Source organism: Bradyrhizobium liaoningense, assembly GCF_018130825.1.
GTDB classification, from domain to species: domain Bacteria; phylum Pseudomonadota; class Alphaproteobacteria; order Rhizobiales; family Xanthobacteraceae; genus Bradyrhizobium; species Bradyrhizobium liaoningense_B.
The window spans coordinates 295,557-318,590 of record NZ_JAFCJS010000007.1; the positions used below are offsets into that span (position 1 = coordinate 295,557).

The following is a 23,034-nucleotide window of genomic DNA, read 5'->3' on the forward strand; positions in this document are numbered from 1 at the left end:
TGAAAATCAATTGCGGTAAGACGGATCGGTGCGGTCGAGCTGGCGCATCAAGGCCGGCCATTCGCGCTCGCCGGGCACGAGGATGTCGCCCTGCAATTCCCAGAACTGGCGGGCGGCCTTCTCGCAGACCTCGTGCGGCGGCATCACCAGCGTGGCGCCGGCTGCGGCGGCCGCCTGCATCTGGAGCTGGATCCGCGCGGCGCGCTCGAAATAATAGAGCAGCATGAAGGCTTCGCCCGGCGTGCGGCCGACAGTGAGGATGCCGTGATTGCGCATCAGCATCACCTTGTGCGGGCCGAGATCGCGAACCAGGCGAACCTGCTCGTCGAGGTCGATGGCGACGCCTTCGTAATCGTGGAAGGCCTGCCGGTCGTAGAAGCGCATCGCGAACTGGCTGAGCGGCAGCAGGCCCTTCTCCTGCGCGGACACCGCGACGCTCGCGTCGGAATGGGTGTGCAGCACGCAGGCCGCGTCATGGTTCGAGGTGTGGATCGCGGCGTGGATCACGAAAGCGGCGACGTTGACGGCCTGCGGCGTGTCGTCGAGCTTGTTACCCCCGGTGTCGATCTTGACGAGGCTCGACGCCGTGATCTCGTCGAACAGCAGGCCATAGGGATTGATCAGGAACTGATCGTCGTGGCCGGGAACGCGCATGGAGATGTGATTGTAGATCAAATCGTCCATGCCGAGCTTGGCGACCATGCGATAGCAGGCCGCGAGCTTGACGCGGGCGTCCCACTCGGCCGGATCGATCCCGTGCGCTTCTCTCACTGACATCGCGTTCACTGCGGCTTCTCCTGCGCGATGGAGGACTGGAACGATTTCATGCTTTCCTCCTCGATCGCATCGAGCAGCGTGCGCTTGAGGCGCACGAATTCGGGGGAGGTGACGATCTCGGGCTTACGCGGGCGCGGCAGGTCGACGACCTGTTCCAGCTTCACCGAGCCGGGACGGGCGGTCATCACCAGCACGCGGTCGCCGAGGAAGATCGCCTCGTCGACGTCGTGGGTGATGAAGAGGATGGTGCGGCGGTATTTCTGCCAGACGTCGAGCAGCCAGCGCTGCATCATGGCACGCGTCAGCGCATCGAGCGCGCCGAACGGCTCGTCCAGCAGCATCAGGTCGCGCTCGAACAGGAAGGTGCGCATCAGGGCGACGCGCTGGCGCATGCCGCCGGACAATTGATTGGGATATTGCTTCTCGAAGCCGGCGAGGCCGAACTCGGGCAGCATCTTCAGCGCCTTGGCACGGGCCTGCTCGCGCTTCATGCCCTCGACCTCGAGCGCGAGGATGGCGTTGTCGACCACGTTGCGCCAGGGAAACAGCAAATCGCGCTGCGGCATGAAGGAGACGCGGCCGAGCAGGTCGGCGGAATGGCAGCTCTTGCCCTCGAAGCGCAGGATGCCGCCGGCATCGGGCTCTTCGAGGCCTGCGACGATGTTGAAGAGGGTGCTCTTGCCGCAGCCGCTGGGGCCGACGACCGTGACGAACTCGCCGGGGGCGATGCTGGCCTGGAGTTCCGATAGCGCCGCGACAGCACCGAATGTCTTGTTGATCGCGCGAAGTTCGAGCAGCGGCTCAGGGGTGGGCTGAGCCTGCAGGGCTTCGGTGGCCGGACCGGGATGGGGGAGGCGGGCAGCCTGCACCGGGATGTCCTTGTATAATGGCGGCGGTCATTCGCATACGGAAGCGGGGCCGCGTTGAAATCTCTTAGCAACTCGTGTGCCAGTGCGATTTTCCTGCAAATCAGGCATAAGACTTGCGAGATCGACGGCGAAAAGGTCGGAGAGACGCGCATCCCCGAGAGAGAACAGGTCGTTTCGCTGAGATATGAGTGCCAGTATGTATACTTATATTGGTGTCGGAGAAACATGATGGCGGATATTGGTGCACATACCAGAGGCAAGCGCGTTAAAAATGGGCACGAAACCCTCACCGCGAGCCCCGGCATGACGCTCGCCGAAAGCCTGCGCCAGAGGCTCGAGGGGGCGATCGCGGCCGGCCATCTGGAGCCGGGCAGCCGGCTCGACGAGCAGGAGATCGCCCAGCGTTTCGGCGTCTCGCGCACGCCGGTGCGGGAGGCGTTCCGCCTGATGGCCGCCAACAATCTCGTCGAGTTGCGCGGGCGGCAGGGGGCGACGGTCCGCAGCATCAAGGCGCAGGCGCTGATCGAGATGTTCCAGGTCATGGCGGAGCTCGAAGGGCTCTGCGCCCGGCTTGCCGCAAGGCGCGTGTCCCAGGCCTGGGGTGCGGAAATTGGCGAGATTCACCAGAGGCTTGTTGCGGCAGGCGAAACCGGCGACATCGACGTCTTCTACGACATCAACCAGGAATTCCACGAAGCGATCTATGAAGCTTCGCGCAACAGCTTCCTCGCCGATCAGACCCGCAGGCTGCGCAATCAGGTGGCGGCCTATCGCCGCCGGGTGACGCGGATGCCGAACCGGATCGCCGATACCGTCCGTGAGCACGAGGCGATCATGCAGGCGATCCTGGCTCATGATCCCGAGCGGGCGCACAGCGCCATGCGCGACCACGTCAACCTGCTCGGCGACAACCTGCTGGACTTCCTCGCCGCCTTCGAATGACCCCTCCGGCCTCTTGGTATGCAAATTGCTAGACCTTGTATATCTAGCTTGCATCCTGGAGACCCGGAGTGGACCTGAAGCTGACGAACAAGACCGCGCTCATTACCGGCGCGTCGAAAGGAATTGGACTAGCGGTGGCCGAGCTCTTCGCCGCGGAAGGGTGTCACCTGCATCTCGCCGCCCGCAACGGCGAGGCGATGCTGGAGGCCAAGAAGCAGCTCGAAGCCCGCCATGGCGTGAAGATCACGATCCATGCGCTCGACCTGTCGAGCACGTCCGCAATGGAGAAGCTCGCGGCCGAGGTCGGCGACATCGACATCCTCATCAACAATGCCGGCGACATCCCCGCCGGCTCGCTGGAAATTCTCGACGACGCCGCCTGGCGGCGCGGCTTCGATCTCAAGGTGTTCGGCTACATCACGCTGTCGCGCCTCTATTATCCGCGCATGAAGGGCAAGGACGGCGTCATCATCAACATCATCGGCAATTCCGGTGAGAACTGGGACGCGAGCTACATCGCGGGCTCGACCGGCAATGCGGCGCTGATGTCCTTCACCAAGGCGCTCGGCGGCCGCAGCCTCGATCACGGCGTGCGCGTCGTCGCCGTCAATCCGGGGCCGGTCGCCACCGATCGCATGCTCAAGATCATGAAGCGCAAGGCGATCGACATGCTCGGCGACGAAAGCCGCTGGGAGGAGCTTTTCGACAAATATCCGGGCAAGCGCCCGGCGACGTCGGAGGAGGTCGCCGATCTCGTCGCCTTCCTGTCCTCGCCGCGGTCCGGCTACATCACCGGCACGGTGGTGACGATCGACGGTGGCATTGCCGCGCGCGGCTCGGTGATCTGAGGCGCCGATGTCGAAGCCTCAATCCGCGGCGCTGGTCCGCAACCGCTATTTCGATGAGCTCTCGGCGACGCCGGGACTCTACTGGCTCGGCCAGAACACCAACCATATCGAGAGCCATCCCGCCGTGCGCGAGGCCATGCTGCGCTCGATCGAGGCTGGCGAGTTCAACGCCTATGCCCCGCCGCTCGGCTTCGAGGCGCTGCGTGCTGCGATCGTCGCCGATCTCGGCACGCCGGGTGCCGAGGCGCTGGTGACCGAGGGCGGCGTCAACGCGCTGGCAATGATTTGCCGCGCGCGTTGCAAGCCGGGGACCACGCTGGTCACGACCGATCCGACCTGGAAATGGCCGTGCCTGTTCGCGCGCCAGCAGGGCGCCGAGGTGATCGAGATCCCGATCTACGATCCCGCCTGCAACTATCGCCTGACGCCCGAGGCGTTGAAGGCGAATGTCGATGAGCGCACGGCGATCATCTATCTCGTCGATCCCAACAATCCGCTCGGCATCCGCTACACGCGCGAGGAGATCGAGAGCTTTGCCGCGATCGCGCGCGATTGCGGCGCGCTGCTGGTGCACGACTGCACCTATCGCGATTTCGCCGACGGCCACACGCCGGCGCTTGATGTCGCCCCGAAGGGCTCGGTGGTCTCGACCAGCTTTTCGAAATGGCTCGGGCTTGCCGGCCTGCGCATCGGCGCGCTGGTTGCGGCTCCCGATTTGTTCGAGGAACTGGCGCAGACCTCCACCAGCGTGCTCGGTGCCAGCGTCATCGCGCAGCGCGCGGCGCAGGCGGGGCTATCGGTCAAGGCCGAATGGATGAAGAAGGTCCGCAGCACCGACCGCGCCAACAAGGCGCTGATCCAGGAGGCGGCGGCCGCGATCGAGGGCCTGGCGCTGCCGATCATGCCCTCGCATGGCAACTTCCTGGTGCTGGAAACAATCGCGGCGGGCATCCGTCCCGAGGCGCTAGTCGAGTGCTATCGGCGGCAGGGCATCATGATCCGGCAGGGCACCTATCACACCCAGCGCTTCGGCGACCGTTTTGTGAAGATCAGCACCTCCGTGCCGCAGGCGTGGGTCGAAAAACTCTGCACGCTGTTGCCGGAGATGGTTGCGCAGGCGCGCACGCTCAACGACCTGCCGCCGCAATTCTAGGGACGATGCCGATGCCGATGACGATGATCACAGCGAAGGATGGCGTGAAGCTCCACGTGGAAGAGGCCGGCGAGGGCACGCCGATCCTCTTCATCCATGAATTCGGCGGCAATCACGACAGCTGGGAGCCGCAGCTGCGCTATTTCAGCCGGCGCCATCGCTGCATTACCTATGCTGCGCGCGGCTATCCGCCGTCGGACGTGCCTGAGAGCGTGGAGGCTTATTCGCAGGCGATCGCCGCTGATGATGCGGTCGCCGTGCTCGACGCGCTCGGAATCGATAAGGCGCATATCGTCGGCCTTTCCATGGGCGGCTTCTGCACGGTGCATTTCGGCCTGCGCACGCCGGAGCGGGCGCTGTCGCTGACGGTGGCCGGCGCCGGTTATGGCTGCGAGAAGGAGTTCGAGGAGTATTTTCGCGGCGTCTCGCTAGAGGTTGCCGATAATTTCGAGAAGCAGGGCGCGAAAGAGTTTTCCAAGATCTACGCGCTCGGCGCGAGCCGGGTGCAGTTCCAGAACAAGGATCCGCGCGGCTGGCAGGAATTCGCCGATCGCCTCGCCACCCATTCCGATCGCGGCGCCGCCAACACCATGCGCGGCGTCCAGGCGCGGCGGCCATCATTCTATGATCTCGAAGACGGTTTGAAAAAGATGATGGTGCCGACGCTGGTCGTCGTCGGCGACGAGGATGATCACTGCCTGCAGCCCGGCATCTTCCTGAAGAAGACCATTCCCGCCTGCGGCCTCTCGGTCTTCCCCAAGACCGGCCACACGCTCAATCTCGAAGAGCCGGCGGCATTCAACGCGCTGCTCGCCGAATTCATCGCCCAGGTCGAGGCCGGGCGCTGGCTGCCGCGCGATCCGCGCGCGCTGCCGGGCCAGATCATGCGCACGAAGTAGTCGATGACGAGTAAGCCCCTGATCAACGCCGACCGGCTCTGGACCCGTTTGATGGCGCTTGCCGAGATCGGCGCGACGCCGGCCGGCGGTGTCGACCGCCAGGCGCTGAGCGACGGCGAGATCGCCGCCTGGCACCGTGTCATCGGCTGGGCGCGCGAAGCGGGATTGACGCCGTCGACGGACGCTGCGGGAAACCTGTTCCTGGCGCTGGCGGGCCGTGATCGCGCCGCGCCGCCGCTGCTGCTCGGCAGTCATCTCGACAGCCAGCCGACCGGCGGGAAGTTCGACGGTGCGGCCGGCGTGATGGCCGCACTCGAAGCGGCCGTCTCGCTCGCCGAGCAAGGCGACAAGCCCGCGCGCGACCTCATCGTCGTCGCCTGGATGAACGAGGAAGGCTCGCGCTTCGCCCCGGGCATGATGGGCTCGGAGGCCTTCACCGGGGAACGCGGCATGGACGCGATCCGCGCCGCGCGCGATGCAGACGGCATCAGTGTCGGCAAGGCGCTCGACCGCCTCCACCAGGCTTTCCCCGATATGCCGCACAGGCCGCTCGGCTTTGCCGCCGGGGCCTATCTCGAACTGCACATCGAGCAGGGACCGCTGCTGGAGGCGGCCGGCTGCACGATCGGTGTCGTCACCGGCATCCAGGGCAAGAAGACCTTTCAGGTCGTCGTCGAGGGCGCCGAGGGGCATGCCGGCACGCTGGCGCAGCGGGAGCGGCGCGATGCGCTCGCGGCTTTTGCGCAGGTCGCGAGTGCGCTCCATACCGAGATCGGCGCCATCGATGCCGACATCAAGTTCACCATCGGCCGGGTTGCGGTCGTGCCGAACGCGCCGTCGGTGGTGCCGTCGCGCGTCAGCTTCAGCATCGATCTGCGCCACCCCGATAACGCGGTGCTCGACGCGGCCGGTGTGCGTATCACAACTCTTTGCCAGGAGAAGGCCCCGCCGTGCTCGGTTACGGTGACGCCGCTGGTCGATGCGCCGTCGAATGCCTTCGATGCGCGTCTGCGCGCGAGTATCGCGCAGGCCGCGCGTGAGCAGGGGCATTCGGCCATGGCCATCCTCTCCGCGGCCGGTCATGACGCTCGTCATCTCGCAAAAGTCTGTCCGGCCGCGATGATCTTCATCCCGTGCCGCGACGGGGCGAGCCATGTCGAGCACGAATGGGCCGAGCCCGATCATGTCGCCGCGGGAGCGTTCGTGCTGGCCCAGGTGCTGCGCGAACTCGCCTTCGCGCCTGACATCGAGGGGTGAGGACATCGATGCAGGATGTGGCCCCTCGGGACTACCGTGATGCGATGGCCTGTCTCGGCGCGGCCGTCAACATCGTCACGACCGACGGTGCCGCGGGCCGCGCCGGATTCACCGCATCCGCGATCTGCAGCGTCACCGACGATCCGCCGACGCTTCTGGTCTGCATCAACCGCGGCTCCTCCGCCTATGCCAGCGTGACGCGCAACAAGGTGGTGTGCGTCAATGTGCTCTCGGCGCGGCACGAGCAGCTCTCCCGCCTGTTCGGCGGCAAGGTGCCTGCCGAAGAGCGGTTCGCCGCCGCGGATTGGTCGACGCTTGCGACGGGCGCGCCGGTGCTGGTCGACTGTGCCGCCGCGTTCGACTGCCGGATTGCCGATGTCGTCAATGTCGGCACCCATGATGTGCTGTTCTGCCGGGTCGTCGCGCTGCAAAGATCCGGCTGCACCGACAATCTGATCTATTTGGGCCGCGCCTATCACACGGTCGGGATGACCGATCCCGCCGAGGCTGGACCCGAATCCGCTTCTGGCCCATCCTGAGGGAACGCTGGCGGCCATCGCCGGCCGTTCCAACAGCCACCTCTGCGCGATGGACAGAGATCGTCACCCGAGCAAGCGCGTCTCCCTTGCGGGAATGCATATCGACCGGACGTCGGCCGTGCCGCTGCATTTGCAGATCGCGGCCCACATCCGGGATTGCATTCTGCGCGGCGTCTTTCCGCCCGGAACGCAGTTCCTGGGCTCGCGCGAGATCGCGCGGGAATTGGGCTGCTCGCGCACGGTGGTGCTGACCGCGTGGGATCTGCTCTACGCCGAGGGCTATCTGGCATCGACGCCGCGCGGCAGCGTGATGGTGGCGTCCGTCGCGACCCCGCATGCGGAGCCGCCGTCGATTGCGCCGCCCGCCGCGCCCGCCCACATGTCGAAGCGTTGGCAATCACTGCTTGGCCTGGATTACGAGACCAATTGGCCGTCCGTGTTCGCACCCGGCGCGCCCGACATCTCGACCTTTCCCTTCAAGGAATGGTCGCGCCTGTTGCGCCAGACCTGGCAGAATCCGCGGGAGCAGGAGTGCCTCGATCTTCCGTCCGAAGGTCATCCGCGCTTGCGCAGCGAGATCGCGAACTTCCTCGGCTCTGTGCGCGGGCTCGTCTGTTCGCCGGACGAGGTCGTCGTCACATCGGGCACATCGGGCGCGCTGGATTTTTGCAGCCGGATGATCCTCGATCCCGGCGACGAGGTCTGGGTCGAGGAGCCCGGCTTCATTGAGGCGCGCTGGGCATTGACGGCTGCGGGCGCGAAGCTCGTTCCCATTCCCGTCGACGACAAGGGCCTCGTCGTCTCCGAAGGTATCAGGCGCGCGCCGGCTGCGCGGCTGATCGTGGTCACGCCCTCGCATCAATATCCGCTCGGCGTCAGCATGGGCCTGGAGCGGCGCCTCGAGCTGCTCGACTGGGCCAACAGGAACGACGTCTGGGTGATCGAGGACGATTACAATTCGGAGTTCAGGCACCAGGACAGCATGATCGCCTCCCTGCGCTCGCTCGACCGCGAGGGGCGGGTGATCTATTTCGGCACCTTCTCCAAGATCATGATGCCGAACCTGCGGCTCGGCTACATCGTCGCGAACAGGCAATTCATCGAGGGGTTCTCGAAGGGCCGCGCGCGGATCGACGTGCACACCTCCGGCATCGGACAGCTCGCTCTGGCCGAGTTCATGCGGGAGGGGCATTTGCTACGGCATCTGCGTGCGATGCGCCGGGTCTATGCGAGCAGGCGAAAGGCGCTGATCGATGCGATCGCAGCGCTGATGCCGGATGACCTGGTCGTCTCCGCGGCGGTCACGGGATTGCATCTGGTGGCGGAGTTCACCGAGGCGATGCGGGCGCGGATGAGCGACCGCGAGGCGGCTGCAAGCCTGAAGCAGGCCGGCATCCACGTCCAGCCGCTGTCGCAGAACTTTCTGGCGCAGCCGACACGACAGGGCCTGGTGTTCGGCTATGGGCGGCTGCGCGTCGAGGATGCCTCGTCGCTGCTTGCGAGAATCGCGGCTTGCATCGGAAGTGGCTCCCGCAACGCACCATCCGAGGCGGCAATCTCCTCTCGTACTGTTCGTACAATAAAGAGAGGCTGAGGCGACCGCCGTGCATAGCTCATAGGCAGGCGAATATCCCGCGGGGTCGATCGGTCGCCTGCAAATTAGACAGACGATTTGAAGTGTTCGGATTGCAGTGCAGCGGATATCGCGATTTGCGCGGAGAAATCCGTGGTGCACTGCACTTTTGCCGCGTGGAACGATCCACGCTCGCGTGCCGTCAGCGCGGGCAGCGCTGCACCAAAACGTGCAGCTTGTGGCGCGGCGCGCGGCCAAGGTCGCGCGCTGGTCTAGCGGTTTGCGACAACTCTGGCCCTATCCTGCGCCCATCGCTCTGTCGCACGCTCGTTCATGGTGGCATGACAGGGGATGCATCATGAGCGCTCTCGGTTCGGCATTGGACGTTGCGATGGACGGGAAGAACCCGGCGTCCGGTTCGGGCGTCATCCGTAGCTGATTGTGCAAATGAGCTACTCCGACAATCACTGGGAGGTCGGCACCGATATCGGTGGCACCTTCACCGACATCATCGCGATCCGGCGCGACTCCGCCGAGGCGCGGATCGCGAAGGTGCCGTCGCGTCCCGACGCGCCCGTTCAGGCGATGCTGGAGGCGATCGAGGCGGTGGGCCTGCGCAAGAGCGAGGTCAAGCGCTTCGTCCACGGCACCACGCGCGTCACCAACGCCATCGTCGAGAACAGGCTGCCGAAGGTGGCGCTGGTCGCGACCGAAGGCTTTGCCGATGTGCTGGAGATCGCGCGCTATCGCCGCAGGGATCTCTACCGTCTCGACATTCCCCCGAAATCGCCGCCCTTGGTGCCGCCCGAACGATGCTTTGGGCTCGCCGAGCGCCTCGATCACGAAGGCAGGGTGCTGAAGGCGCTGGATGAAGCCGAGATCGAGCGTCTGGTGGCGTGGGTGAAGGAGACCGGCGTGCAGAGTGTCGCCGTGGCCTTGCTTCACGCCTATGCCAATCCGGTGCATGAAAAGATGCTGGGCGAACGGCTCAGGGATGTCGTCGCCCATGTCTCGCTCTCGCACGAGGTCAATCCCGAGGCGCGCGAATACGAGCGGACCTCGGCGACCGTCTTCAACGCCGCCGCGATGCCGATCGCGGTTGAATATCTCAGTGAGCTGGAGCAGCGACTGCCGATCGGCCCCGGCCTGCAGGTGTTTCATTCCGCCGGCGCCATGATCCCGATTTCCGCCGTGAAGCGGCGGCCGCTGGTGATGGCGATGTCGGGTCCGGCGGCCGGCGTCTCGGCCTCCGTCAGCATCGCGCGCCAGCTCGGCACCTCGCGGATGCTGACCTTCGACATGGGCGGCACCACGACCGACGTCTGCCTGATCGTCGACGGCCAGGCCGAGATGACCGACGGCCGCATGCTCGGCGACAAGCCGCTGCGCCAGCCGATGCTCGCGGTGCATTCGATCGGTGCGGGCGGCGGTTCGATCGTGCGCAACGGTCCCGGCGGCCTCACGGTCGGGCCGGAGAGCGCCGGCTCCGAACCGGGCCCGGCCTGCTACGGCCGCGGCGGCCATGAACCGACGATTACCGATGCCAATGCCGTGCTCGGCTATCTCAATCCCGAGACCAAGCTTGGCGACCGCATCGGCATCGATATCGAAAGCGCGAAGCGCGTTATCGATCCGATCGCGCGCGCCCTCGGACTCAGCCTGACGGAAACAGCGCTCGGCATCATCAAGGTCGCCAACGCCACGATGGCGCGCGCGCTCCGCCGCGTCACGGTCGAGCGCGGTATCGACGGACGCGATTGCACGTTGCTCGCCTTCGGGGGCGGCGGCCCGATGCATGCCGCGGGTCTCGCCGATCTCTACGGGATCGCGCAGGTGGTCGTCCCGAGCGCGTCGAGTGCATTCTCGGCGCTGGGCTGTCTCACCGCCGATTTCAGCTTCCTTCAGCAGCAGACGCTGCGCGCCGCGCTCGACGGCATCGATCTTGCGCGGGTGTCGGAACGGATCGGCACGCTGATCGACGATGCTTCGGCGCCGTTGATCGCCAACGGCGTTGCGACGGCGGATATCCAGGTCGAGCTGGTGGCCTTGATGCGGTACGCCGCGCAGAACGATGCCATCCCGGTGCCGTTCGCGCTGCCGCTCAATATCGCCAGGCTGAAGCAGGATTTCCTGACGCGCCACCATGAGCTGTTCGGCTATGCGACCGGCGAGCCTTGCGTCATCGAATCCGTGCGTGTGCAGGCCCGCCGACCCTCGACAACGGTCGTCAGCCGGCCGGCGACGGCGGCGAGGGCGGTGTCGTCAGGTACGCGCATCTGCTCGTTCGACGGCTTCCACGATATCGCGACAGCAATCATCGACCGCGCCTCGCTCACGGAGACTGTCAGCGGCCCGGCCATCATCGAGGACGCATGGTCAACCGTGGTCGTCCCACCCGGCTGGCAAGCGAGGCCAGATGCCGCCGGAAATCTGTTCCTGACGCGGAGGGCGGCATGAAGCTCGATCCGTTCGTCGTCGAAGTCATCAGGCACGGCCTTTCGGCCGCGGCCGAGGAGATGAGCCTGGTGATGACGCGCTCGGCGCGCTCGCCGCTGCTCCGCGAGGCCGGCGACCTCTCGTCGGCGATCACGGATGGCCATGGTGGCCTGGTCGGGCAGGGCCGCGACATCCCGATCCATCTCGGCGCGATGGCCTACACCATCCCTGAATTGCTGAAGGTGATGCCGCGCGACAGCCTGAATGACGGCGACGTGGTGATCTACAATGTCGGCGCGCTCGGCGGCAATCATCTCAACGACGTCAAGGTCGTGCGTCCCGTCTTCGTCGACGGCGAGATCGTCGCCTTCGCGGTCAGCCTCGCGCACTGGCCCGATATCGGTGGCACCTGGCCCGGCAGCTATTTCGCCAAGGCCGTCGACACCTTCCAGGAGGCGTTGCGGATTCCGCCGGTGCTGATCGCAACCGCAGCCGGCCTCAACACGCCGATCGTGCAGCTGCTCAAGGCCAACGTCCGCGACCCCGAGTCCTGCGAGGGCGATCTTCTGGCGCAAATCGCGGCGACCAAGGCCGGCGAGAAGCGCATCGTCGAGCTCTGCCGCGAGCACGGCAAGGCCGTCTTCATGGCGACACAGTCGCGCCTGCACGATCTCTCCGAAATCGAGATGCGCGAGGCGCTGCGCGACCTTCCCGACGGCGTCTATGAGGGCGAGGATTACCTCGACGACGGCAGCGCGAACAACGCGCCGGCGCGCATCCATGTGAAGATCACCATTCGCGGCGACGAGGCGACCTTCGACCTTTCCGGAAGCTGTGATCGCGTCTCGAATTTCTGCAACACGACGCCGTTCATGGCGCGCTCGGCGGTGGCCTATGCCGCGCGCATCATGAGCGGACGCGACATGCAGCAGAACGCCGGCGCGCTGCGGCCGCTGACCATCATCACGCGCCCGGGCTCGATCCTGGAGCCGGGCTGGACCGCGTCCGTTGCCGCCGGCAACCACGAGACGTCCATGCGCATCGTCGATGCGATCTTTCGCGCGATGCAGGACACCATCCCGGAACGTTTGTCGGCTGGGGGCGCGACCACCGCGGGCGTGCTGTTCTTCGCCGAGCCGCGGCCGAACGGTTCGTGGAAGATGCTCTACGAGGTCCATGGCGGCGGCGAAGGCGCGCGGCATGACCGGGCCGGCACTTCCGCCACCCGGGTGCATCTGTCCAACACGTCGAACACGCCGGTCGAGGTGATCGAGGCGAATTATGCGATCCGGCTCGAGCAGCAGGCCATCCGGAGGCAGTCCGGCGGCGCGGGTGCGCATCGCGGCGGTGACGGCTCGGTCCGCACCTATCGCATCCTCGCGCCCTCGATGCACCTGACCACCTGCATCGAGCGCATGGTGATGGCGCCCTGGGGCATGCAGGGCGGCTATCCCGGCAAGGCCTGCCGCATCTCGCTGGTCAGACAGGGCGCCAACGTCGCGATCGACGGCAAGTCGAACCTGGTGTTGCAGCAAGGCGATCTCGTCACGATCGAGATGTGCGGCGGCGGTGGCTACGGCGCCGCGGCCGCGAAGTGAGGGGACCCGCGATGAGCAGATTGTTGCGAACCGGTTTGAATGCGGGCGAGGCCGCGCCGATGGCCGTGGTCGGCGGCGAGGGCGTCTACTTCCACCTGTCCGATGGGCGCAAGCTGATCGACGGCAGCAACACCGGCGGCGGTCTCGGCCATCGCCATCCCGCGATGGTCGAGGCGATCCGCCGTGCGGCGGATACGCCCGTCGTCAACGAGGGGTGGACCTGGGTCGGCCGCGAGCAGGCCGCCGACGACCTGATGGCGACCGCGTTCAAGGGCGAAGAGGATTGGGTCGGTGCGGTGCGCTTTTGCATCAGCGGCAGCGAGGCCAACGACATGGCGCTGTCGCTCTGCCAGGCGCTGACGCAGCGCTCGGCGCTGGCGACGCGCGAGCGCGCCTATCACGGCATCACCGGCCTATCGCGCAGTATGACAGTGCAGCCGCAATGGCACGGCGGGCTTGCGGTGCACGCCGGCGGCTCGAAGCTGCCGGCCCCGATGGCGCCGGTGCGGATTCTGCCGGCGCCGGATGGCGCGATCTATGGCGCGCCGGCCAACAACACGCCGCCGAGCGAATATCTCGCCGATGCCGCACGTCTGCTCTCGGACACAGCGGCAACCATCATCGACTATACCCAAGGAGGCATCTATTACGACGGCGCCTATCAGGACGAGGTTGCGCGCTATGCGCGGCAGGCCGGCTCGTACTGGATCGCCGACGAGGTGGTCACCGGTGCGGGCCGCGCCGGGCGCTGGTTCGCCTTCCAGGGCGCGCAGAGCCGGCCCGATATCGTGACGCTCGGAAAATCGCTCGGCGGCGGTGCGGCGGCGGTGGCGGCGGTCGTGGTGTCCAAGGACATCGTCGAGCGGCTCAAGGGCACGAGCTGGCAGAACTACGGCACGCTGCGCGGCCATCCGATCAGCATGGCCGCGGTGAGCGCCTACCTGAAGGTCGTCAGCGACGACAAGATTTTGGAACACGTGCAAAACCTGGAGAAGCTGTTCACCCGCCGCCTGCTGGCGATCGCGCAAAAGCATCGGAGCGTGCAGCGCGTGGCCGGGCAGGGGCTGCACTGGACGATCGAATTGCACGGCCCGGATTGGCGCACCTGGCATGCCGACACCACGGAGGTGCCGATCGCTTCGCGCGTCGCGGAGCGGGCGCTAGAGGCCGGTGCGGTGATCGGCACCAGCGGCGAGCAGACCTCGCTGTTCCTGGCGCCGCCGCTGGTGATCTCCGAGCGCGAAGCTACGCTGCTGCTTGATGCGCTCGACCACGGCCTCGATATCGCCGACAAGGAGCACGGGTGACCGCGGGCCGCGCAGCACCTCGTCGCTCGCCGGCCTGGCCGGCGGATGAGCCCTGGCATCTCGCGATGCCGGAGGGGACGCTGTATGACGCGCTGGTCCGCGCGGCGAATGATCGTCCCTCGCATCCGGCGACGGTGTTTTACGGCGCGAGCCTAGGCTATGCCGAGCTGCGCGACCGGGTCGATGCCATGGCCGGCTTCCTGCAAAGCGTTTGCGGCATCAAGCGCGGCGAACGCGTGATGATCGCGCTGCAGAACTCGCCGCAATATGTCATCGCCTATTATGCGGTGATGCGGGCGGACGCCGTGATCGTGCCCGTCAACCCCATGAACAGGACCGCCGAGATCGCGTATCTCGCCGCGGATAGCGGCGCCGGGGTCGCGATCATCGGCAGTGAGCTGAGCGATGTGTTTGCGCCGCTGGTCGGGGATGCCATCGCGCATGCAATTGTCGCGCAGTATCGCGACGAGGTTCCAGCCGCGACACCCTATACACTGCCATCCTGCGTGACCGAAGCGCCGTCGGAGGTGCCGTCGTCGCCGGGTTGGCATTCGTGGTCGCCCGCGATCGCGCAAGGCCTGCAGCCGGGTGCAATGGAGGCCGGGCCGGACGATCTGATGATCCTGCCCTATACCTCGGGGACGACAGGCAAGCCCAAGGCCTGCATGCATACCCATCGCAGCGCGCTGTTCACCGCCGTGTTGCAGGCGCGCTGGTATGGGCTCGATGGCAACGACGTGATGACCGGCTTCATGCCGCTGTTCCATGTTGCGGGCATGCAGGGCTCGATGAATGCCGCCATCGTGACGGGTGCCACGCTGCTGCTGATGGCGCGCTGGGACAAGGATCTGCTGCCCGACCTGTTCGAGACCTATGGCGTCACGTTCTGGAACGCCGCGCCGACCATGATCGTGGACGTGCTTGCAAGCGCCAGCTTCCGCGGCAGATGCTTTGCAAAACTCAAGGTGCTGACCGGCGGCGGCGCCGCGATGCCGACCGCCGTCGCCGAGCGGCTGAAGGGGCGCTTCGGCCTCGATTTCGTCGAGGGCTACGGCATGACTGAGACGATGTCGCCGACCCATCTCAACCCGATGGCCGCGCCGAAGCGGCAGTGCCTCGGCATTGCCGTGCAGGAGACCGACGCGAGGGTCGTCGATCCCGAGAGCCTGATCGAGCTGGCTGACAACGTGGTCGGCGAGATCGTCGTGCACGGGCCGCAGGTGCTGCAGGGTTACTGGAACAGGCTGCAGGCGGATGCCGAGGCCTTCATCCAGCTCGACGGCAAGCGGTTCCTCCGCACGGGCGATCTCGGCTATCGCGATGCCGAAGGCTATTTCTTCGCCGTCGACCGCCTGAAGCGGATGATCAATGTTAGCGGCTTCAAGGTGTGGCCGGCCGAGGTGGAGGCGGCGATGTACCAGAACCGCGCCATCCGCGAGTGCTGCATCGTCTCGGCGCCGGATGATTACCGGGGCGAGACCGTCAAGGCGCTGGTCGTGCTCGATGACGCCGCGCGTGCGACGACATCAGCGGACGACATCGTCGGCTGGGCCCGCAGCGCGATGGCGAGCTACAAGGCGCCGCGCGCCGTGGTCTTCGTCGAGTCCCTGCCGCGCACCGCCAGCAACAAGATCAACTGGCGGCTTTTGCAGGATGCCGAATGGGGGCGGACGGCATGAAAGCTGCTTGGCTGGAAAAGCGGTGCGAGGCTGCGTTATGCTGCGCGCGCCGGAACATCCCAGAAGCCGCCGCTTCCCCCGAGAGATCACCAGGAATTCGCTGATGCGTATCGTCAATGTCGCCGCCGCCCAGATGGGCCCGATCCAGAAAGCCGACAGCCGCGAGGCCGTGGTCAAGCGCATGATCGCGCTGATGGACGAGGCCAAGAGCAAGGGCGCCGATTTGATCGTCTATCCCGAGCTGGCACTGACGACGTTCTTCCCGCGCTGGTACGTCGAGGACCGCTCGGAGTTCGACAACTGGTTCGAGCGGGAGATGCCGAACGCGGCGACCAGGCCGCTGTTCGAGCGCGCGGCGCAGCACGGGATGGCGATGAATTTCGGCTATGCCGAGCTGACGCCTGATGGTCACCACTTCAACACCGCGATCCTCACCGACAAGTCCGGCAAGATCGTTGGCAAATACCGCAAGGTGCATTTGCCGGGCCACGTCGAATACGACACCAAGCGCTCGCACCAGCATCTGGAGAAGCGCTATTTCGAGCCGGGCGATCTCGGCTTCAACGTCTGGCGCGAGCTCGGCGGCATCATCGGCATGGCGATCTGCAACGATCGCCGCTGGCCCGAGACCTATCGCGTCATGGGCCTGCAGGGCGTCGAGATGGTGCTGATCGGCTACAACACGCCATCGGTAAATGCGGAGAAGAGCGAGGAGGGCATCGAAAAGCGCCTGTTCCATAATCGCCTCTCTGTGCAGGCGGGCGCCTATCAGAACGCGACCTGGGTGGTCGCCGTCGGCAAGGCGGGCAATGAGGACGGCCATCCGCTGTTCGGCGGCAGCCTGATCGTCGATCCCAACGGCGAGATCGTCGCCGAGGCCAAGACCGAGGACGACGAGGTGCTGGTTCACGCTTGCGACCTCGACGCCACGACCTTCGGCAAGACCACGATCTTCGATTTCGCCCGGCATCGCCGCATCGAGCATTACGGCCTGATCACCAGCCAGACCGGCGCGGTGCCGCCGCCGGAGAAGTGACGCCGATGGCGGACAAGGGCATATCACTGCGTGAACTCGATCCGCGCGACCGCTACAAGCTGCTCTGCGGCGTGGTGGTGCCGCGGCCGATCGCGCTGGTGACGACGCTGGACGAGAATGGCGCGGTCAATGCCGCGCCGTTCAGCTTCTTCAATGTCTTCTCGGAGAGCCCCGCGCTGATCGTGCTCGGGCTCCAGCACAAGCCGGATCACTCGCCGAAGGACACGACCCGCAACATCCATCGCGACGGCGAGTTCGTCGTGCACATGGTGGACGAGGCGCTGTCGGTCGCGATGAACGACTGTGCCGTCGACTTCCCCTCCGGCGACAGCGAGGTCGCCGCGACCGGGCTTGCCACGCTTCCCTCCGTCGACGTCAAAGTGCCGCGCCTTGCTGCTGCGCCCTTCGCGCTGGAATGCCGGCGTCATGTCGTGCTGAACTTCTCGCCGGATCGCGAGCTCTTAGTCGGTGAGGTGCTCAGGGTGCACGCCCGCGAGGGCCTCGTCGATGAAGCCAACATGTATGTCGATCTCGACGCCTACCGGCCGATCGGCCGCATGTTCGGCAATCTCTACACCACCCAGCGGGATACGTTTGCTTTGACGCGCGAGAGCCATGCGCAATGGCTCGCGCGCCAAGGCACAAAAGAGCTGAAGGACGCCTAGTGAGCCGAGAACTGCACCGTGCCCAGCGCCATGGTGACGGCCGCCTGTGTCGGGTCGATCACGGGAATGCGCAGCGCGTCTTCGAGCGGACGGCGGTGGCGCGCCATGCCGGCGCAGCCCATCACGATGGCGCGGGCACCGTCCTCGTCGCGCAGCGCGCGACCGATCTCGATCATCCTGGCGAGCGTGCCTTCGCCCGAAGCGGTTTCCGCAACGCTCATGTTGAGCGGCCGCTCGCCGGCAAGGCGTTCCGTCAGTCCCATCTGCCTGAGATAGCGCATGTGCCGCGGGATCGAGCGCTGCGCAATCGCGATGACACCAAAAGTCTCCGCCCGGGCGAGCGCCGTCAGCACGCCGCACTCGGCAATGCCGAACACGGGGCGATCGGTGCCTTCACGGCAGACCTGAAGCCCGGGATCGCTGTAGCAGGCGATGACGAAGGCGGCAAAACTGTTGTCGCTTTCGACCAGCTTTCGCAGCGGCATCGCAACGCTGTCGACGTCCGCCTGACTTTCAATGCCGAACGGACCCTCGGCCAGCGTCTGACAGACCACCTCCGGCCCGCCCTCGAAACCGAGCGGCTTCAGCGCATCCTCCAGCCCTTGCGTGACCTTTTGGTTGGAGTTCGGGTTGATGACGAGAATGCGCGGCCGGGACATGGTGGTCTTCCTGCGAATTTACGAGTACGTGCCTTGAGCCTATCACGGAGTGCCTCATGACTGAACCCGCTTACGACCTGATCATCCGCGGCGGCCGCGTCGCCACCACCACCGACGTCTTCGAGGCCGACGTCGCCATAACAGGCGAGACCATCGCCGCCATCGGCCGCGGGCTTCCCCCCGCCAAGCGCGAGATCGACGCGCGCGGCAAGCTGGTGCTGCCCGGCGGCGTCGACAGCCATGCCCATATCGAGCAGCTCTCGGCCGCCGGCATCATGAACGCCGACACGTTCGAGAGCGCGACGGTCTCCGCGGCGTTCGGCGGCACCACCACGGTGATTCCGTTCGCTGCCCAGCATGTCGGCATGAAGCTGCCGCAGGTGGTGGAGGATTATCACGCGCTGGCGAAGAAGGGCGCCGTGATCGACTACGCCTTTCACATGATCATCGCGGACGCGACCAAGGAGACGGTCGAGGAGCACATTCCCGCGCTGGTGAAGCAGGGGCACGCCTCGATCAAGATCTTCATGACCTACGACCGCCTCAAGGTCGACGACGAGCCGCTGCTCGACATCCTGCTCGCCGCGCGCCAGTCCGGCGCGATGCTGTGCGCCCATGCCGAGAACCACGGCATCATCGCATGGATGGTGAAGCGCTTGCTTTCGCGCGGCTACACCATGCCGAAATACCACGCCGTCAGTCATGCCCGCGTGTCGGAAGCCGAGGCCTTCACCCGCCTGATCGGAATGGCCGCGCTGATCGACCAGCCGATCATGATCTTCCATGTCTCGACCGCCGAAGGCGCCAAGGTGATCCGCGACTCGCGCGGGCAGGGGCTCAAGGTGTTCGCGGAGACCTGTCCGCAATACCTGTTCCTCACCGCCAATGATCTCGACAAGCCCGGATCCGAGGGCGCCAAGTGGATGTGCAGCCCGCCGCCGCGCACGCATGCCGACCAGGAGGCGTTGTGGCAGGCGCTGTCGCTCGGCGATCTCCAGACCATTTCGTCGGATCATGCCCCCTATCGCTATGACGAGACCGGCAAGCTGCGCGCCGGCCCCAATCCCAATTTCAAGCAGGTCGCCAACGGCCTGCCGGGACTGGAGCTGCGATTGCCGCTGCTGTTCGACGCGATGGTGTCGAAGGGGCGCTTGGGCCTGGAAAAATTCGTCGAGCTGACCGCGACCGCGCCGGCAAAGATCTACAATCTGCATCCGCGCAAGGGCTCGATCGCCGTCGGCGCCGATGCCGATATCGCGATCTGGGATCCCAACCGCGAGAAGGTGATCGCCGACGAGATGATGCACGATCTCACCGGCTACACGCCGTTCGCAGGCCGCAAGCTGAAGGGCTGGCCGGTGTCGGTGCTGTCGCGCGGACGCGTGATCGTCGAGGGCAACAAGTGTCTCGCGAGCGCCGGCAGCGGCAAATTCCTGGCGCGCAGCGGCGGCGAGGCGGCAAAGCCCACCGGCCGGCTCGTCGCCGACATGGATCCGGAACGGAATTTCGGAGCAAAACTGCTGTGACGGTGGATCGCGCGCGATGAAGGTTGTCATCTTCGGCGGTGCCGGGTTCGTCGGCCTCAACGTTGCGGAGGCGCTGCTCGCGCGCGGCCACGACGTGATGCTGCATGACCGCGCGGAGTTGCCGCCGACCGCGCGGCGATCTCTGGCCGACTACGGCACGCAGCTCCAGGCCGTGCAGGGTGACATCACCGACGCAGATGCCATCGATGCCCTCATCGCCAGCGGCTGCGACGCGATCGTGCTCGGCGCTGCGGTCACGGCCGGCGACGCGCTCGAGCGTGCCTCCACCGCGCGCGTTCTCGAAATCAATGTGATGGCGCAGATTCCGATCCTGCTCTCTGCGATCCGTCATGGCGTCCGCCGTGTCGTCAATCTCTCGTCGGCCTCGGCCTACGGCGCGGCTGGCGCGCGGGTCGACGTTCTGGACGAGGAGACGCCCTGTGATCCCGTCTCGTTCTACGCCATCAGCAAGTTCACCTCGGAACGATCGGTCGCGCGCCATGCTGAGCTCTTTGGCGGCGATTTCCTGAGCGTGCGGCTGACGGCGGTGTTCGGGCCGTGGGAACGCCCCGGTTCAGTGCGCGATACGCCGAGCCTCCAGTATCAGATCCTGGCCGCATTCGCTCGCGGTGAGCCGGCAATCATGCCGGAGCCGGGTCGGCGGGACTGGACCTACGCGCCGGACGCTGCCGAAGCTGTCGCCATCCTGGTCGAAGCCGAGCGTCCTCGTCACCGGCTGTACAACATTTCGAACGGTGCGGCGTGGCCCGCATTGCAATGGGGCGAGGCGTTCGCGGCGTTGCATCCTGGCCTTGAGTGCCGGCTCGCGGCGCCCGGCGAGAAGACGGCCATCAAGCTGCATGGGCCTTATCGCGCGCCACTTTCAGTGACGCGGATGGCGGATGAATTCGGCTGGCGCGCGCGGTTCGGCTGCGCCGAGTCTGCCGCGGCGATGAGCGCCTGGCTGAAGCAGCACAAGGAGTGGATCTGAGATGCGGCTGAAGGGGCGCACGGCCATCATCACGGGCGCAGGTTCCGGTATAGGCCGCGCCAGCGCAAAGCTGTTTGCAGAGGAGGGCGCTCGGCTCGCTCTGGTCGATCGCGATGCTGCGGGCCTTGCCGAGACGCACAGTCTGGTTGGCGACGCAACAACGCATGTCGGCGACGTCGGTGATGCCGCCTTCGCCGAGACCGTCGTCGGTGAAGTCATCGCACGATACGGCCGGCTCGACATCCTGATGACGGCGGCCGGCTTCTCCTGCGGCGGCACGGTGCTGACCACGAGCCCGGACGACTGGGACGCGGTGTTTCGCGCCAATGTCGGCGGCACCTGGTTGTGGGCGCGGGCGGCGGTGCCGCAGATGCAGCGGGCGAAGAGCGGCTCGATCATCACCTTGGCATCGCAGCTCGCGATTGCCGGAGGCAAGGGCAACAGCGCCTACATCGCTGCCAAGGGCGCGATCGTCAGCCTGACACGGACGATGGCGGTGGATTTCGCCACGGACGGCATTCGCGTCAATGCGATTGCGCCGGGCGCGATCGATACGCCGATGCTTCGCCGCAGCTTTGCCCGTCACGCCAATTCGGACGAGGTGCGCGAAGCCTCGCGCAACCGCCACGCCATGAAGCGGTTCGGCGCGGCCGAGGAGATCGCGCAGACCGCGCTGCATCTGGCCAGCGATGCGTCGTCCTTCACGACCGGCACCGTGATGGTGGTTGACGGAGGCTGGCTCGCGGCATGAGTGAGGCGCTCACCCAGCTCGAAGCCGATATTCGCACTGATCTTGCGATGATCGCGCATCCCCACGCTGCCTGGCTCGAACCCACGACCGGGCCGGATGGCAAGCCCGCGCTGGATGTCCTCATCATCGGTGCCGGCCAGTCCGGCATCGCCATCGGCTTCGGCCTGATGCGCTCCCGCGTCAGCAACATCCTGCTGCTCGACAAGGCCGAGGCGGGCAAGGAGGGGCCGTGGCTCACCTATGCCCGCATGCCGACGCTGCGCAGCCCGAAGGACTACACCGGTCCTGATCTCGATATCCCGAGCCTGACCTACCAGTCCTGGCATGAAGCCCGCTTCGGCAAGGAGAGCTGGCAGACGTTGAACCTGATCCTGAAAGAGCATTGGGCGGAGTACCTGCTGTGGCTGCGGCGCACGATCGGCCTGCCGGTGCGCAATGCTTGCGAGCTCCTGGAGATCGCGCCTGCATCTGACGGCTTGCTCGCCGCGCGCGTGAAGCGGGCGGGCGAGGTCGAGACCCTCTACGCCCGCAAGATCGTGCTGGCGACAGGGCAGGAGGGCATGGGCAACTGGATGATTCCGGAGCAGCTGGCGCATCTGCCGGCGAGCTCGGTCGCGACCGTCGCCGACGACATCGATTTCGAAAGCCTTCGCGGCAAGCGCGTCGCCGTCATCGGCGCCGGCGCTTCCGCCTTCGACAATGCGGCAACCGCGCTGGAGGCGGGCGCCGCCGAGGTGCACCTGCTGTGCCGCCGTGCGCAGATCCAGGTGATCCAGCCCTATCGCTGGCTGACGTTCCGCGGGTTCCTGCGCCATCTCAGCGATCTCGACGATGCCTGGCGCTGGCGCTTCATGCGAAAAATCCTCGAGATGCGCGAGGGATTTCCGCAACCGACCTATGACCGCTGCGCGCGTCACGCCAGTTTCACATTGCACGAGGGCGCGCCGGTCGAAGCCGCGCGTGAGACCGGCAAGGGTGTTGAACTGCAGACGCCGCGCGGCGCCATCACCGCCGATTTCATCATCTGCGGCACCGGCATCGACATGAACTTTGCCGGCCGCGGCGAGCTCTCCAATTTCGCCGGCAACGTCGCCACCTGGGCCGACCGCTATCATCCGCCGGAGGACGAGCGCAACGAACGGCTCGGCCGCTTTCCCTATCTTGCCGATGATTATGCCTTCACCGAGCGCGTGCCGGGAGAGACACCCTGGATCTCCGACATCCATCTCTTTGCCATCGCCTCCACCATGAGCTTCGGTCCGTCGGGATCGTCGATCAATGCGATGACGACCGCCGTTCCAAAGCTGGTCCACGGCCTGACGCGCGGCCTGTTCCGCGCCGATATCGCGCGCCACTGGGACTCGCTCAGCGCCTATGACGTGCCACAGGCCGTGGTCGCGCGGCCGGCGCGAAAAATGGAGGAATCGCTGTGATCATCCATGCGCCGCCGCGACGACGCGTCCCCAAAAACGCCCCATGAGACTGGCGCGCAACTTGCTTCTTTCTTCACCTGCCTTGCTGGCGTTCTC

General features: G+C 66.1%; 20 protein-coding genes. 17 read left to right on the forward strand and 3 right to left on the reverse strand.

Annotation, left to right across the window (positions count from 1 at the left end; genetic code table 11):
- Positions 1–6: 6 nt before the first annotated feature.
- Complete coding sequence (locus tag JQ603_RS28905; protein WP_212344414.1) at positions 7–786, reverse strand: class II aldolase/adducin family protein; 780 nt, start codon at positions 784–786, stop codon at positions 7–9.
- Positions 783–1,646, reverse strand: coding sequence for an ABC transporter ATP-binding protein (locus JQ603_RS28910; protein ID WP_212344416.1), 864 nt, complete (start codon positions 1,644–1,646; stop codon positions 783–785). Before JQ603_RS28910 ends, JQ603_RS28905 begins: the two co-directional genes overlap by 4 nt.
- Before the next feature lie 303 nt (positions 1,647–1,949).
- Here JQ603_RS28910 and JQ603_RS28915 point away from each other — a divergent pair, with 303 nt between their 5' ends.
- From JQ603_RS28915 to JQ603_RS28975, 13 genes are all read left to right on the forward strand, one after another.
- Positions 1,950–2,588, forward strand: a complete 639-nt coding sequence (locus JQ603_RS28915) for a GntR family transcriptional regulator (protein WP_212344418.1) — start codon at positions 1,950–1,952, stop codon at positions 2,586–2,588.
- Positions 2,589–2,656: 68 nt separating this feature from the next.
- Positions 2,657–3,436, forward strand: coding sequence for an SDR family oxidoreductase (locus tag JQ603_RS28920; protein WP_183241431.1), 780 nt, complete (start codon positions 2,657–2,659; stop codon positions 3,434–3,436).
- A 7-nt stretch (positions 3,437–3,443) separates the two neighbouring features.
- Complete coding sequence (locus tag JQ603_RS28925) at positions 3,444–4,589, forward strand: pyridoxal phosphate-dependent aminotransferase (protein ID WP_212344420.1); 1,146 nt, start codon at positions 3,444–3,446, stop codon at positions 4,587–4,589.
- 17 nt (positions 4,590–4,606) lie between these two features.
- Positions 4,607–5,488: an alpha/beta fold hydrolase gene (locus tag JQ603_RS28930; protein ID WP_212344424.1), complete on the forward strand. Its 882-nt coding sequence runs from the start codon at positions 4,607–4,609 to the stop codon at positions 5,486–5,488.
- Between the two features lie 3 nt (positions 5,489–5,491).
- Positions 5,492–6,745: a Zn-dependent hydrolase gene (locus tag JQ603_RS28935; RefSeq protein WP_212344435.1), complete on the forward strand. Its 1,254-nt coding sequence runs from the start codon at positions 5,492–5,494 to the stop codon at positions 6,743–6,745.
- Positions 6,746–6,753: 8 nt separating this feature from the next.
- Positions 6,754–7,284, forward strand: coding sequence for a flavin reductase (locus tag JQ603_RS28940; protein ID WP_212344438.1), 531 nt, complete (start codon positions 6,754–6,756; stop codon positions 7,282–7,284).
- A gap of 49 nt (positions 7,285–7,333) precedes the next feature.
- Entirely contained in the window at positions 7,334–8,878 is a 1,545-nt protein-coding gene (locus JQ603_RS28945) for a PLP-dependent aminotransferase family protein (protein ID WP_212344441.1), read from the forward strand.
- Between the two features lie 426 nt (positions 8,879–9,304).
- The gene (locus JQ603_RS28950; RefSeq protein WP_212344443.1) at positions 9,305–11,314 is read left to right on the forward strand and encodes a hydantoinase/oxoprolinase family protein; all 2,010 of its coding nucleotides are present in this window, start codon (positions 9,305–9,307) and stop codon (positions 11,312–11,314) included.
- Positions 11,311–12,891, forward strand: a complete 1,581-nt coding sequence (locus tag JQ603_RS28955) for a hydantoinase B/oxoprolinase family protein (RefSeq protein WP_212344445.1) — start codon at positions 11,311–11,313, stop codon at positions 12,889–12,891. Before JQ603_RS28950 ends, JQ603_RS28955 begins: the two co-directional genes overlap by 4 nt.
- Positions 12,892–12,902: 11 nt before the next feature.
- The gene (locus JQ603_RS28960; protein WP_212344447.1) at positions 12,903–14,198 is read left to right on the forward strand and encodes an aminotransferase class III-fold pyridoxal phosphate-dependent enzyme; all 1,296 of its coding nucleotides are present in this window, start codon (positions 12,903–12,905) and stop codon (positions 14,196–14,198) included.
- Positions 14,195–15,877 (forward strand): long-chain-fatty-acid--CoA ligase, encoded by a 1,683-nt coding sequence (locus tag JQ603_RS28965; protein ID WP_212344449.1) that lies wholly within the window; start codon positions 14,195–14,197, stop codon positions 15,875–15,877. The genes JQ603_RS28960 and JQ603_RS28965 overlap by 4 nt, the downstream gene beginning before the upstream one ends.
- A 103-nt stretch (positions 15,878–15,980) precedes the next feature.
- Positions 15,981–16,913, forward strand: coding sequence for an N-carbamoyl-D-amino-acid hydrolase (locus tag JQ603_RS28970; protein WP_212344451.1), 933 nt, complete (start codon positions 15,981–15,983; stop codon positions 16,911–16,913).
- A gap of 5 nt (positions 16,914–16,918) precedes the next feature.
- Positions 16,919–17,578 carry a flavin reductase family protein gene (locus tag JQ603_RS28975; RefSeq protein WP_212344454.1) on the forward strand — a complete coding sequence of 220 codons (660 nt, stop codon included), beginning with the start codon at positions 16,919–16,921 and terminating at the stop codon, positions 17,576–17,578.
- On the opposite strand, the gene JQ603_RS28980 is transcribed toward JQ603_RS28975, so the two are convergent.
- Positions 17,575–18,237, reverse strand: a complete 663-nt coding sequence (locus JQ603_RS28980; protein ID WP_212344456.1) for an aspartate/glutamate racemase family protein — start codon at positions 18,235–18,237, stop codon at positions 17,575–17,577. The two genes, JQ603_RS28975 and JQ603_RS28980, sit on opposite strands and share 4 nt — an antisense overlap.
- Positions 18,238–18,293: 56 nt before the next feature.
- Here JQ603_RS28980 and hydA point away from each other — a divergent pair, with 56 nt between their 5' ends.
- Genes hydA through JQ603_RS29000 form a run of 4 tightly spaced genes read left to right on the forward strand, consistent with a single transcriptional unit; the run spans position 18,294 to position 22,938 of the window.
- Positions 18,294–19,763: a dihydropyrimidinase gene (gene hydA, locus JQ603_RS28985; RefSeq protein ID WP_212344461.1), complete on the forward strand. Its 1,470-nt coding sequence runs from the start codon at positions 18,294–18,296 to the stop codon at positions 19,761–19,763.
- Between the two features lie 16 nt (positions 19,764–19,779).
- Positions 19,780–20,754, forward strand: a complete 975-nt coding sequence (locus JQ603_RS28990; RefSeq protein ID WP_212344463.1) for an NAD-dependent epimerase/dehydratase family protein — start codon at positions 19,780–19,782, stop codon at positions 20,752–20,754.
- 1 nt (position 20,755) lies between these two features.
- Positions 20,756–21,505 carry an SDR family oxidoreductase gene (locus JQ603_RS28995; protein ID WP_212344466.1) on the forward strand — a complete coding sequence of 250 codons (750 nt, stop codon included), beginning with the start codon at positions 20,756–20,758 and terminating at the stop codon, positions 21,503–21,505.
- A complete protein-coding gene (locus JQ603_RS29000; protein ID WP_212344469.1) occupies positions 21,502–22,938 on the forward strand; it encodes an NAD(P)-binding domain-containing protein in 1,437 nt (478 codons plus the stop codon). The genes JQ603_RS28995 and JQ603_RS29000 overlap by 4 nt, the downstream gene beginning before the upstream one ends.
- Positions 22,939–23,034 lie beyond the last annotated feature (96 nt).

Excerpts from the sequence above, each read along its gene's own strand:
- JQ603_RS28915 (WP_212344418.1), top strand. The coding sequence starts at position 1,950 with ATGACGCTCGCCGAAAGCCTGCGCCAGAGGCTCGAGGGGGCGATCGCG.
- JQ603_RS28925 (WP_212344420.1), top strand. The coding sequence starts at position 3,444 with ATGTCGAAGCCTCAATCCGCGGCGCTGGTCCGCAACCGCTATTTCGAT.
- JQ603_RS28960 (WP_212344447.1), top strand. The coding sequence starts at position 12,903 with ATGAGCAGATTGTTGCGAACCGGTTTGAATGCGGGCGAGGCCGCGCCG.
- JQ603_RS28975 (WP_212344454.1), top strand. The coding sequence starts at position 16,919 with ATGGCGGACAAGGGCATATCACTGCGTGAACTCGATCCGCGCGACCGC.
- JQ603_RS28995 (WP_212344466.1), top strand. The coding sequence starts at position 20,756 with ATGCGGCTGAAGGGGCGCACGGCCATCATCACGGGCGCAGGTTCCGGT.
- JQ603_RS28950 (WP_212344443.1), top strand. The coding sequence starts at position 9,305 with ATGAGCTACTCCGACAATCACTGGGAGGTCGGCACCGATATCGGTGGC.
- JQ603_RS28955 (WP_212344445.1), top strand. The coding sequence starts at position 11,311 with ATGAAGCTCGATCCGTTCGTCGTCGAAGTCATCAGGCACGGCCTTTCG.
- JQ603_RS29000 (WP_212344469.1), top strand. The coding sequence starts at position 21,502 with ATGAGTGAGGCGCTCACCCAGCTCGAAGCCGATATTCGCACTGATCTT.
- JQ603_RS28980 (WP_212344456.1), bottom strand. The coding sequence starts at position 18,237 with ATGTCCCGGCCGCGCATTCTCGTCATCAACCCGAACTCCAACCAAAAG.
- JQ603_RS28970 (WP_212344451.1), top strand. The coding sequence starts at position 15,981 with ATGCGTATCGTCAATGTCGCCGCCGCCCAGATGGGCCCGATCCAGAAA.
- JQ603_RS28990 (WP_212344463.1), top strand. The coding sequence starts at position 19,780 with ATGAAGGTTGTCATCTTCGGCGGTGCCGGGTTCGTCGGCCTCAACGTT.
- JQ603_RS28935 (WP_212344435.1), top strand. The coding sequence starts at position 5,492 with ATGACGAGTAAGCCCCTGATCAACGCCGACCGGCTCTGGACCCGTTTG.
- JQ603_RS28930 (WP_212344424.1), top strand. The coding sequence starts at position 4,607 with ATGACGATGATCACAGCGAAGGATGGCGTGAAGCTCCACGTGGAAGAG.
- JQ603_RS28940 (WP_212344438.1), top strand. The coding sequence starts at position 6,754 with ATGCAGGATGTGGCCCCTCGGGACTACCGTGATGCGATGGCCTGTCTC.
- hydA (WP_212344461.1), top strand. The coding sequence starts at position 18,294 with ATGACTGAACCCGCTTACGACCTGATCATCCGCGGCGGCCGCGTCGCC.
- JQ603_RS28945 (WP_212344441.1), top strand. The coding sequence starts at position 7,334 with ATGGACAGAGATCGTCACCCGAGCAAGCGCGTCTCCCTTGCGGGAATG.